This is a genomic window from Bradyrhizobium sp. AZCC 1721, assembly GCF_036924715.1.
GTDB lineage: Bacteria > Pseudomonadota > Alphaproteobacteria > Rhizobiales > Xanthobacteraceae > Bradyrhizobium.
In genome coordinates this window covers 2,267,708-2,279,611 of sequence record NZ_JAZHSB010000001.1, presented here as the reverse complement: position 1 = coordinate 2,279,611, position 11,904 = coordinate 2,267,708, and the positions used below count along the sequence as shown (strand labels likewise).

General features: G+C 62.7%; 12 protein-coding genes. 3 read left to right on the top strand and 9 right to left on the bottom strand.

Features of this window, described 5'->3' with window-relative positions; genetic code table 11:
- The first annotated feature begins 31 nt into the window (after positions 1-31).
- Positions 32-493, top strand: coding sequence for an Lrp/AsnC family transcriptional regulator (locus tag V1273_RS10885; protein ID WP_057844495.1), 462 nt, complete (start codon positions 32-34; stop codon positions 491-493).
- Between the two features lie 732 nt (positions 494-1,225).
- Positions 1,226-2,110, top strand: coding sequence for a LysR family transcriptional regulator (locus V1273_RS10880; RefSeq protein ID WP_334409586.1), 885 nt, complete (start codon positions 1,226-1,228; stop codon positions 2,108-2,110).
- Between the two features lie 155 nt (positions 2,111-2,265).
- Here V1273_RS10880 and V1273_RS10875 read toward each other — a convergent pair whose 3' ends face one another.
- Positions 2,266-3,705, bottom strand: coding sequence for an FAD-binding protein (locus V1273_RS10875; protein WP_334409585.1), 1,440 nt, complete (start codon positions 3,703-3,705; stop codon positions 2,266-2,268).
- Between the two features lie 357 nt (positions 3,706-4,062).
- Here V1273_RS10875 and V1273_RS10870 point away from each other — a divergent pair, with 357 nt between their 5' ends.
- Positions 4,063-5,211: a DJ-1/PfpI family protein gene (locus V1273_RS10870; protein ID WP_334409584.1), complete on the top strand. Its 1,149-nt coding sequence runs from the start codon at positions 4,063-4,065 to the stop codon at positions 5,209-5,211.
- Positions 5,212-5,327: 116 nt separating this feature from the next.
- Here V1273_RS10870 and V1273_RS10865 read toward each other — a convergent pair whose 3' ends face one another.
- From V1273_RS10865 to V1273_RS10830, 8 genes are all read right to left on the bottom strand, one after another.
- Entirely contained in the window at positions 5,328-5,786 is a 459-nt protein-coding gene (locus V1273_RS10865) for a hypothetical protein (protein ID WP_334409583.1), read from the bottom strand.
- 43 nt (positions 5,787-5,829) lie between these two features.
- Positions 5,830-6,894: a zinc-binding dehydrogenase gene (locus tag V1273_RS10860; protein WP_334409582.1), complete on the bottom strand. Its 1,065-nt coding sequence runs from the start codon at positions 6,892-6,894 to the stop codon at positions 5,830-5,832.
- A gap of 234 nt (positions 6,895-7,128) precedes the next feature.
- Complete coding sequence (locus V1273_RS10855; protein WP_442894146.1) at positions 7,129-8,070, bottom strand: DMT family transporter; 942 nt, start codon at positions 8,068-8,070, stop codon at positions 7,129-7,131.
- 199 nt (positions 8,071-8,269) lie between these two features.
- Positions 8,270-9,127, bottom strand: coding sequence for an HpcH/HpaI aldolase/citrate lyase family protein (locus tag V1273_RS10850; RefSeq protein WP_334409579.1), 858 nt, complete (start codon positions 9,125-9,127; stop codon positions 8,270-8,272).
- A 4-nt stretch (positions 9,128-9,131) separates the two neighbouring features.
- A complete protein-coding gene (locus V1273_RS10845) occupies positions 9,132-9,587 on the bottom strand; it encodes a MaoC family dehydratase (RefSeq protein WP_028350125.1) in 456 nt (151 codons plus the stop codon).
- On the bottom strand, positions 9,587-10,363 hold the full coding sequence (locus V1273_RS10840; protein WP_334409577.1) for an enoyl-CoA hydratase/isomerase family protein: 777 nt from the start codon (positions 10,361-10,363) through the stop codon (positions 9,587-9,589). The genes V1273_RS10845 and V1273_RS10840 overlap by 1 nt, the downstream gene beginning before the upstream one ends.
- Positions 10,364-10,432: 69 nt before the next feature.
- Positions 10,433-11,149 carry an ABC transporter ATP-binding protein gene (locus V1273_RS10835; RefSeq protein WP_334383118.1) on the bottom strand — a complete coding sequence of 239 codons (717 nt, stop codon included), beginning with the start codon at positions 11,147-11,149 and terminating at the stop codon, positions 10,433-10,435.
- The gene (locus tag V1273_RS10830; protein WP_334409575.1) at positions 11,146-11,904 is read right to left on the bottom strand and encodes an ABC transporter ATP-binding protein; all 759 of its coding nucleotides are present in this window, start codon (positions 11,902-11,904) and stop codon (positions 11,146-11,148) included. Before V1273_RS10830 ends, V1273_RS10835 begins: the two co-directional genes overlap by 4 nt.

Here is an 11,904-nt window from a genome sequence, read left to right as displayed (position 1 = left end):
CAATCCGCCTCCAAACCCTGAGTTCATCCCAATGCCCTCCCTCGACGCCATCGACCGCAAGATTCTTGCCCTGCTGCAATCCGACAGCCGCATGACCATGCAGGAGCTCGCCGACAAGGTCGGCCTGTCCGTGTCGCCCTGCCATCGCCGCGTCAAGCTTCTGGAAGAGCGCGGCGTCATCACCCGCTACATCGCGACCGTCGACCAGAAATCGTTGGGGCTCCATGTCAGCGTCTTCATCTCGATCAAGCTGGCGCGGCAGAAGGAGGAAGACCTCAACCGCTTTGCCAAAGCGATCTCGAAGTGGGACGAAGTGCTGGAGTGCTATCTGATGACCGGCAATCGCGACTACCTCCTGCGCGTCGTGGCGGCCGACCTCTCCTCCTATGAAGCGTTCCTGAAGACCAAGCTGACGCGGCTCGACGGCATCGCTTCGATCGAGTCGAGTTTTGCACTGAGCCAGGTGAAGTATTCGATTGCGCTGCCGGTGTAGCTGTCGTCCCTGCGAACGCAGGGACCCATAACCACAGATCTGCATTGTTGAAGCAAAGCCGTCGATCATCGTCCCAAGACAACACCCGCCGGGGCGTATGGGTCCCTGCGTTCGCAGGGACGACGGAGATGGAGATAGTCGCGATACAAAATATGACTCCGCGTTCTCGCGGCACGACGCGCCCGAGATTTGCTTTTCATTTCCCGCCCTCTCATTCAGAGGGCGCAGGGAAGACCGGGTGCTGGCTGCACCCGCGGTCTCGTGTGCTGCTTGCGCATGAAAAACGCACACGAGCATACAGGTACAGCGGGAGCATCCCGGCCTTCCCTGCGCAATGGCTTTACGGCTTACTTCGTGCTCCCGGAGAACGGCTCTTTTGCCTTCGTCGTCAGCGGGACACTTCCCGCCGACTTAACGCCAGCACCGCGGCGCCCGAACCACACGACTTCGCCGTACGCTTCCGGCGCGCCTTCCGCGTCCATCGCATCTCACCGCACGTTCGTGACGATCGCGAGCGCCCCTCAATGGGTGAGACGGGCGGAAATATGCGGCTGATTTGCCTCTCGCGTGAAGCGGAATATTTTGATTCTTTCTGATTCTTTGGGCTTGACACGATTTCTGAAAATCAGAAGTGATTTGCCTAGTCGACCCTGTCGACCTTGCAATCGCTGGATGTTCGATGCAGCATCAGAAGGGGCGGTATATCAGACGCGGTATATCGAATTGGAACGGTTGGACGATCTCGAGGCCTTCCTCGCAGTCATCGAGAAGGGCAGCCAGGCGGCGGCCTCACGTCATCTTCGGCGCCCGTTGCAATCGCTCAATCGGTCGCTGATGGCGCTCGAACGCGCGCTCGGCGTCGAGCTCGTGAAACGCACCACACGGCGGTCGGAGCCGACCGAGGCGGGGCGGGTATTTTACGAACGCATCAAGCCGGCGGTTGCAGAAATCATCGAGGCGCGGGCCGAGGCAGCCAACCTGCGCGGCGAAATTCTGGGGCCGTTGAAAATCGGTGCGCCCATTCTGTTTGCGTCATCCTACGTGGCGCCGATCGTCAGCCGTTTTCTGAAACTCTATCCCAACGTGGATGTCGAGCTTCGCGCCTCCGACGAGCAGGTCGATCTCGTTGCTGATGGCCTCGATATTGCCGTCCGGATCGGCGATTCCGCCGACGAATCCCTGATCGCCCGCCGATTGCATACGCTGCGCGTGGTCGTTGTCGGCGCGCCGTCCTATTTCGCCGAACATGGCCGGCCGCAGCATCCAGTCGATCTCGAGCGGCACGCGTGCATTTTGCGGGCCGGCGCCGAGGTGATCGACAAATGGCCGTTTCGGATCGACGGCCGGCTGCAGTCGATCAGGGTGCACGGCCGCCTTCGTTCGAACAGCGCCGCTTCGATCCGCGCTGCCGCGCGCGAAGGCACCGGCCTCGCCCGGCTGCCGCTGTGGCAGATCAGCGATCTCGTCGCGCAGGGCGCGCTCACGATCGTACTGCCGGAATTCGAAACCGAGGGAATGCAGATCCAGTTGGTCTGGCCGCCGACACGGGCGCCGCTGGAGCGCGTCCGGCGTTTCTCGGATTTTCTAGCGAGCAGCCTGAAGACCGATCTGCTTTAGCTCTCAATCCCTCATCCTGAGGAGCCGCGAAGCGGCGTCTCGAAGGATGTAGGCCACCAGCCGGGCCTCATGGTTCGAGACGCGCGGAGCCTGTCATCGGGCGCGCATTCGCGCGACCCGTTGGCGCTCCTCACCATGAGGGACTAATCCGCACGTCAGAATACATTATATCCGGGCGCCAGCAGATGTTTTGGATCGTAGCGCCGCTTGGCTTCGCGAAGCTGCGGCCAGCTTGATCCAAAGTGAACCTCCCAATCGCCAGGCGACATGGCGAAGGCACCGACCGGATACTGAACGCCGCCGGCTTCGCGAATGCGATCGTAGAGCGTACGATTTGCCGCAACCATCCGTTCCGCCGCCGCCGCATCGTTTGATGCGGGGATGCGAATGAGATTGAAGACGAAGACCATATCTTCCTTCGGCAGGCGAACCAGCGGCGTATGAAACGCCCGCGTGAGCAAAGGGTAGAGAGTTATCCGCCCGAACGGACCAACAGCATCGCCCTTCAGGCCAGCCAGAATATCGCCGGCGACCCGTTCGGCGTTGCTGCCGCGCAGGAACGTCAAAAACCAGGGCTGCGGATTGGACCACTGGCCTTTGGAGCGCAGCAGACTTTCGAATTTTCCAAACGCCAGGGCATCCTCGCGATAACTCAGGTCGGCGATGACGGCGGCGCCGCGCTCATCCGACAATCCGGAAAGTACCGCCTTGTCATCGGGAGCCGAGCCGCTGTTATAGGGTATCGCGCCGTCGAGCTGGTACCGCCAACCGCCGCTGCCATCGGGAAGAATGGCCCCCTGCAACTGGTCGAAGCGCCCTTCCGTCAGCACGCGCCGCTGGTCCGCCATTAGCGATGACAAATCGCGGTAGAAGAGCTGAAAGCGCCTGATACGCTCGGGAGCGCGCACCAGGCGCAGCGTTGCCCGCGTAACAATGCCGCATTGGCCCAGGCCGGCGCGGACGCCGTCGAAGAGATCGGCGTTAGTGTCCGCCGAGCAACTCAGCTCATTGCCATCGCCCGTCACCACGTCCAGCGCGATGACGTTATCAGTTTGCATGCCATGCCGGGATGACGTCGCGCCGATGCCGCCCACCGCGATCGTTCCTCCGACCGATAGACCGAGATAGTTGGTCAGCACTGGCGGCGTGAGTCCCTGCGCCAGGGTCGCGTCGAGCAGATCTTTCCACGTCGCTCCGGCATCGACCACGACGCGATCGTGCTGGATCTCGCGAATTGCATTCATCGCGCTCATATCGACCACGACGCCGTCCTCGGACAGCGAGCGGCCAAAGATCGAGTGGCCCTGCCCGCGCGCCGCCACCTTGACATCAGCGCCTCCGGCCCAGCGCATCAGGCCCGCAATGTCAGCGCTCGATGCGGGCTTGAGCACGCCGCGCGGTTGCTTGTGAATGAGGCGGCCAAAATCATGGGCTGCGGCGGCGCGAACCTCCGGCTCAAGGCGGATGTTGGCAGGCAGATGCGGACCGTCTGCCGACACCGCCTGTGCCGATGCTGCCAACCCGCTGGCGTGCGAAGCGAGCGCGGCGGTGACGCCGAGGCCCGCGCCCAAGAACATACGTCTGTCCGACGGCATGAAGCCCTCCTTGTCCAGAGGCCGTGATGCTTACTCGCAAAGCTGCGGCGTCGCACGGCATGAGACAATGACTGCCACTCCGGATGGACATTCCCGAAAACCGGGAGGATCCCGGCAACAACTCGTTCCCCGGACGCTGCGCAGCGCGTCAGCGCTGCGCAGCGTCCGGGGTCCATCTCACGGGCACAATGGGTCCCAGCTCTGCGGAGCAGCGTTTCACGCTGCACCGCGTCCGGGACACGAAATTGTACATCTCTCCGCATGGCCGTTTTCGCCGGATTTGCGTCATTTCAGGCGGATCGCGGCGGCTGTAGAGTGCGGTTGGTCGATATGAGTGAGGCGCGTGCCGGCAAACCGATGAATTCGCGACGTGTATTGTGGAGCGCGCTCGGCGCAGTCGCGCTTGTCGCCGTGGTCGGCGGAGCCTGGATTTTCTCGTTACCACCGGCGCCTTCGGCCGCAGCCCCGCCGGCGATTGCGCCAGACGAGCGCGATGCGACGGTCGCGGCGCTGAAGCCGCCGAAGCGGCAGCGGCCGTTGATCGCCATCATCGGGATCAACGACGCCACCGAGACCACCGACTATCTCATGCCCTATGGCATTCTCAAGCGCGCCGACGTCGCCGATGTCGTCACGCTGGCGACGAAACCGGGGCCGGTGACGCTCTATCCGACGCTCAAGGTCGAACCGCAGGCGACCATCGCGGAATTCGATGCGCAGCATTCCGACGGCGCCGACTATGTCATCGTCCCCGCCATGAGCCGCGACGACGATCCCGAAGCGCTGCAATGGATCCGAAGCCAGTCGGCCAAGGGTGCAATCGTGATCGGCGTCTGCGTCGGCGCCAAAGTGGTCGGCGATGCCGGGCTGCTGCACGACAAGCAGGCCACGACGCACTGGTATTCCGTCAAGGAGTTGCGCGGCAAGCATCCCACCATGCACTATGTCAGGGACCGGCGGCTGGTGGTCGACAAGGGCGTGGCGACGACCACCGGAATCACGGCGTCGATGCCGATGTCGCTCACCTTGATCGAGGCGATTGCCGGCCCCGACAAGGCGCGCGACGTCGGCCGCGAGATCGGCCTCGCCGAGTGGGATGTGCGCCACAATAGCGACGCATTCAAGTTCACGCGCCCATTTGCGCTGACGGCTATCCGCAACACGGCCGCGTTCTGGGCGCACGAGCAGCTCGGCATCGAACTCAAGGGCGGCGTCGACGAGGTCTCGCTGGCGCTCGTCACCGATGCCTGGTCGCGGACCTATCGCTCACAGGCGGTGACGTTCGCCAGCTCTGCCGGCGCGCAGCAGAGTCGCGGCGGCTTGCGGATACTTCCCGACCAGGTCGCGGCGAACTGGCCCGCCGCGCGATTACTGCCGGCGAACGATGGCACGAAACCGGCGGAAGCGCTGGACCACGCGCTTGCGGGCATTGCCGCGCGCTACGGAACAGATACCGCCGACTTCGTCGCCATGCAGTTGGAGTATCCGAAGCATCAAATGCCGTAGGGTGGGCAAAGCCAACGGGTCGCGCGAATGCGCACCCGATGGCGTGCCCACCATCAAAGGAGATTGCGGATGAATGGTGGGCACGGCGCTCGCGCGCCTTTGCCCACCCTACGCTGCTACGAGAGCTGGGTACGCCGCCTCTGCCACGCATCTTCGGTGAGTTCGTCCGGCTCACAATCTCCGATCGTGAACGACCAGTTCGTTCTTCGAGTTAAAGGGTCTGACTGACGGCCACCGAGGAACCACCAGGACCTGAGTTCGGGGTTATCGTGGATTGACAGAATGTCCCCGTTCTCAAAGATCAGATCGAGTTGATCAATTGCGACGATTTTGGTGGCGGCTACTTTGACGCGGAGAATGCGATCAAGATTGAGGGACTTTTGGTTTCCATAGATTTCATAGGTAAAATTGACAGCTCCGTCGAAAGATTTGAACGAGAACTTGTCCGCGATATTCAGCAACGCATGCTCGTCTTCGAACCAAAACATCACGTGATATTTATCTATCGTTACCTGATAGAGTTCCCATCCAATGATCGGACGGAAGTCAAATTCATCACTGAAACCAATCGCCATTGTAGATCACCCACATTCAGTCTCACTTACCGCCACGGCTCGACTATGATCTTGGTATGCACTTCCGGGTTGGCGAGATCGGCGAACGCCTTGGCGAGCCGTCGATGCCGACGGTGGAGGTCACCATCGAGGCGGCGTCCACCTGCCCTTCCGCGATCAGGCGGAGCGAATAGGCGAATTCCTCGGGCGTGTAGCCGAGCACGTATTGAACGTTGAGTTCCTTCATGATGCCGAGCATCGGCTCGGAGCGGTCGGTCTCCATGCAGACGCCGACCACGACGATGCGGGCATCGCGCGGCGCGCCCTCGAACACCTGCTGGATCAGGCCGGGCACGCCGACGCATTCGAAGATCAGCGCGGGTTTCAGCGCCGGCAACAGCGCCTGCAGCGGCGGGCGCGCAGCTTTTTCCTCCGGCGACATCTGGGCGTGCTCGGCCCAGGTCGCGTAGGGCTGCGAGCGTGCGGGATCAACGACGACATCGGCGCCGAGCTTTTCGGCGAGCGCGCGGCGTGCCGGCGAATAATCGGCGGCCACGATCGGGTGCAATCCCCTGATCTTCAGCGCCGCGATGACGGCGAGCCCGACCGGACCGCAACCGATCACCAAGGGCACCTCGCCTCCCCTGATGGTGGCTTTTGCCACGGCGTGAACGCCGACCGCGAGCGGCTCGGTGAGCGCGGCGTGCTCGGCGGCGAGGCCGTTCGGAACTTCGAGCAGCAAGGCTTCGCTGAGCAGCAGGCGCTCGGCGTAAGCGCCGACATTGTCGTTGGAATAGCCGATGCCCGTCGGGCCTTCCGGGGTCAGCAGCGCCGGCAGCGAGCAAACCCTGGTGCCCGCCTTGAACTTGCCCGTGGTGCCAGGACCATAGTCCAGCACCTCGCAGCAGAATTCATGGCCGAACACGACGTCGCGCGAAAGGTCCATCGGCTTGCGGCCAGGAAAATGCTTGGCGAGCTCCACCATGCGGTGCGCGTGCTTGCGCGCATGCAGGTCGGAGCCGCAGATGCCGCAGGCCAAAGACTTCACCAGCACCTGCCCGGCACCGGGTTTCGGCTCCGGCATCTCGTCGACGACAATTTCCCCGTTGCGGAAAATGGCTGCGCGCACGAAGGATTCTCCCGTGGTTTTCTTTCACCTTAGAGCACTATCGGTTCTGATTGAAATCAGAACCGATGCGCTAGGTTTTTTGTTTGACGCGTTTTCTTCACGCGAACCGGGAGCCACCCCGGATCAAGTCCGGGGCAGGCTTTCGCTCGAAAACGCTAGCAGGAGGATCACCACGAATAGCGTACAACGGCCTTGCCGGCGCAGGAACTGGTGCCTTCTTGCGGGTGACCCGGATCAAGCGTTCGGCGACGACTCGCCCGAGACCGTCAGAAGCTGCGAGCGGCGGACCCGTTCGCGATGGGCGGTGTAGAGGCCTGAGGCGACGATGAAGGCGGCGCCGGTGATCGTGTAGGCATCCGGGACTTCGCCGAAGATCAGGAAGCCGAGCACGCTGACCCACAGCAATTGCGTGTAGGAAAACGGCGCCAGCACGGAGGCGTCGGCATAGCGGAACGCCAGCACCACGATCCACTGCCCCGCGGTCGATGCGACACCGATCAGGATGCCGAAGGCGATATCGTGCCAAGTGGGCGTCACCCAGACGAACGGCACCAGCGCGGAGAGAATGAACAGGCCCGCGATCGACGAATAGGTCATGGTGGTGATGGCGCGCTCAGTGCCGCTCATCATTCGCGTCATGATCAGCGTGCAGGCCCAGGCCAGCGCCGAGACCAGCGGAAAGAACGCCGCTGGGTGAAACGCGCCGGTGCCGGGACGCAGGATGATCAACACGCCGACGAGGCCGACGCCGGTCGCGATCCAGCGGCGCAGGCCGACCTTCTCGCCGAGAAAGATGATCGACAGCGCGGTGACGAACAGCGGCGCGACGAAACCCGTGGCGGAGGCCTCCGCAATGGGAAGGAACCGCAGGCCGGAGATGAAGAACAGTGACGAGCCCAACAGCGCCGCGCCGCGCAACAGATGCAGGCCGCGGCGTTTGGTCTGCAGCGCATAGAGCGGGGAACCCGGCAGCATCGCCGGCGTCATGATCATCGCGAACACCAGGAAGCGGATCCAGGCGATCTCGATCGAAGGCAGGGTCGCGGACAGATATTTCGCCGTCACGTCGGAGGCGCCGAGAAACACCGTCGAGGCCAGCACCAGCGCGATGCCCTTGAACGGCCGATCAGCGCGCGCGGGCGCTTTGCGGACGGTGGCGGTTTCCTTCGATGGCAAAGGTAATGGAGCGCTGTCCAGCCTGGCGGCTGCGGCGGGGGGCGGTGTCACGGCAATCTCGAAGGCAACAATTTTTCGAATCGGGCGAGGTTGTAAAAAACACCAATTCGCCCAATGCGACTAGGTCCGAAAACAGGATGCCGATATGCGTTGAGGGCGCGATGGCAACACTTTGTTAAGGACGGTGCAGATGAGCGCGCTACCGTCCTCGCAACGCCAAAATCTTCTCCGCGGCGCGCAGATGCGGCTTGTCGATCATCTTGCCGTCGATCTTCACGACACCTGACGTCGGATTGTCGTTGAACGCTTTGACGACCTTCTCCGACCAGGCGATTTCCTCATCCGTCGGCATGAAGGCGGCATTGACGACATCGACGTGCTTGGGATGGATCACCGCCTTGGCAAGGAACCCATCCTGTCGCGCGGCAATGGATTCTTCCCGGAGCGCGTCGAGATCGTTGATGTCGGTGGCGATGGTATCGATGGCGACGACACCGGCCGCAGCCGCGCTGATCAGGCAGAGATCGCGCGCCAGCAGGAACGGACCATGAAAGCGGCCGGCGGTCCGGTTGCGCGACGCGCCGAGCGACGCGGCGAGGTCCTCGGCGCCCCACATCATGCCCCACAGCCGCGGGCTCATGTTCTCAAAGTCGAGCAACTTGAGCACCGCCCTCGCCGTCTCCGTCGCTACGGTGACAATCCTCGTCGATCCCTGTTCAATCCCGGCGGCCGCCTCGAAGGCATCGAGATACAGCGACAGACGGTTCACGTCGGCAGCGCCGGCGCATTTCGGCAGCACGATGCCGTCAGGTCGGCTCGGCATGACGGCCGCAAGATCGCCAAGCGTCAAGCCGGTATCGAGCGCGTTGACGCGGACATACATCTTCTGGTCCGGATTCCGGGCATCGAGCATCTCACGCACGATCCGCCGCGCGCCGACTTTCTCATCCGGCGCAATCGAATCCTCGAGGTCGAGGATCAGCGCGTCAGCCGCCGTCTTCTTAGCGCTCTCGAACTTGCGCAGGCTGTCACCAGGAACGAACAGGAACGATCGCATCGGTTTACGCCTTCGGTTTGCAATGCATCAGGCCGGTCCGGCGACAGCTCGCCACCACCTCGCCGCGCTGATTGGTCATGGTATGCTCGAATTCCACAATGCCCTGGTTCGGCCGCGACTTGCTCTCACGCTTGGAAATGATCTTGGTGTGCGCCCTGAGCGTATCACCGTGGAATACCGGTTTCGGGAATTTGACGTCGGTCATGCCGAGATTGCCGATCGTGGTGCCGAGCGTGGTATCGTAGACGCTCATGCCGATCATGATGCCGAGCGTATAGAGGCTGTTGAACAGCCGCTGGCCGAATTCGGTATTCTCGGCGAAATGCGCGTCGATGTGCAGCGGCTGCGGATTCATGGTCAGGAGACTGAACAGCGTGTTGTCCATCTCGGTCACCGTGCGGCTGAACTCATGATGAAATTCGCGGCCGACCTCGAACTCCTCGAAATACAATCCAGCCATCAGCGCCCCCTGTAGTTCGGCGTTCGCTTCTCGACGAACGCGTTCAAGCCTTCCTGGCAGTCCTCCGTCGTTGCAACGAGTGCAAAGCTCTCGGCGGCATTTTCGACCGAGCGGCGGAAATCGGCGTCGACCGCCCGCATGAAAGCATCGCGCCCGATCTTCACGACGATGGGGGATTTGGCAGCAAGCTTGCGCGCGATCCCCCGCGCCCGATCCAGCGCGGTTCCCTTCGGAACGACCTCACTCAACAACCCCATGCGAAAGGCAGTTGCGGCATCGAAAGGCTCGCCGAGGAACAGCGGCCCAAAAGCCTGGTGCTTGCCAACCAGGCGCGGCAATTGCACGAAGTGAATGGCCGGGATCAGCCCGACATCGATCTCGGGATAGCCGAAGGTACAGCCTTCGCCGGCGATGATCATGTCGCAGGAGATCGCAATCGTCATGCCGCCGGCGCGAACCGCGCCGTCGACTGCAGCAATCGTCGGCTTGCCCATGCGATACTGGATATCGTTGAGCGCAAAATACAGCCGTTCGAGAAACTTCTTGGTCTCGATTCCGGGCTTGCCGCGAACAATATCCAGATCGAGCCCGGCGCAAAACACCTTGTGCGCACTGCCGATGATGACGGCGCGCACCGCTTCGTCGTCCCTCGCCTTCGAAAGCGCCGCCAGCAGCGCATCGATCAGGTCCATGCTGAGCGCATTGACCGGCGGGCGATCCAGCATGATCTCGGCAATATTGCTGGATACGGAATAACGAACCAGATCGGTACTCATGCCGTGCCTCCCCTGACCTGGCGCACCGCGCCGGCCTCGACCAGATCGTCGATAGTGCTGGGCCGAAAGCTACAGCGCGAGATAGCGCTGCCGAATATTTTCGTTGGCTTTCAGCTCTTCGATCCCGGATGTGTAGACGATCTGGCCCTTGTCGATAACCGTCGCGTGGCTCGCAAGGCCAAGGCAAAAATGCATGTTCTGCTCGGCGATCAGCACGGTGGCTCCGGTGCCGCGGAGCTGCCGCAAGAGTTCGCCGATCCGCTGCACGATGATCGGCGCCAGCCCCTCGCTCGGCTCGTCCAGCAGCAGCAATGCGGGATTGCCCATCAGCGTGCGCGCGATCGCCAGCATCTGCTGCTCGCCACCGGACAGCCTTCCCGCGATCCGATGCCGCAGCGGCTCCAGCAGCGGAAACACGTCATAGATGCGCCGGATCGGCCATTCGTCCTCGCCATTGGGACCCTTCTTGGCCCCGATGACCAGATTGTCCTCGACCGTGTGTTCGGGAAAGATCTGGCGATCCTCCGGCACGAAGCCGAGGCCGGCGCGCGCGATGTGATGCGGCTTCAACCCGGAGACAATCCTGCCTTGCAAGGTGACCGTGCCGCGGCGGGCCGGCGCGAGCCCCATGATGGCCTTCATGGTGGTCGATTTGCCGGCGCCGTTGCGGCCGAGCAGCGCCATCGTCTCGCCCTGCCGCACCGACAGGCCGACGCCGAACAATATCTGGCTGGTGCCGTAATAGACGTCGAGGTCCTCGACCTGCACGACCGGCTGCGCCCTCATACAGTGATCCCCGCATGATGTTCGGTGCCGAGATAGGCCTCGATCACCGCCTCATTCCGGCGGATCGCATCCGGTTTGCCGGTTGCAAGAATGCGGCCGTAGCAGAGCACGACGATCTCGGGCGCGATCTTGAACACGATATCCATGTCGTGCTCGATGAACACCACCGTGATCTTCTGCGTCTCCCAGAGCTCCCTCACCTTCTCGATCATGCGCCAGCGTTCTTCGGTGCCCATGCCGGCGGTTGGCTCGTCGAGCAGCAGCACCTTCGGATCGAGTACCAGCGCGAGTGCGATATCGAGCAGCTTCTGGTCGCCATGCGACAGCGTCGCCGCGGTACGGTTTCGCTTGCTGGCCAGTCCCAGCAATTCCATCGCATGCTCGGCGCGGTCGCGGGTCTCCGCCAGCGGGAAGCGACGGTGCAGGACGCCGGCTTTGCGCTGATCGGCACAGACCGCTGCCAGCATCGTCTCCTGCACCGTCAGCGATGGGAAGATGCTCGCAACCTGAAACGCGCGGCCGATGCCGTGGCGAACGATCTCAGGCGGCGTGCGCCCGGCCAAGTCGAGGCCGCTGAGCAATATCTGGCCAGCGTCCGGCTTCAACGCGCCGGTGATCAGGTTGAAGAACGTGCTCTTGCCGGCTCCGTTGGGGCCGATCACGGCGCTGAGCGAACCGTCCGCGAAATCCAGCGTGACATTGTCGGTCGCCTTGACGCCGCCGAACGACTTCGAAAGCGAACGTATCTCCAGCAT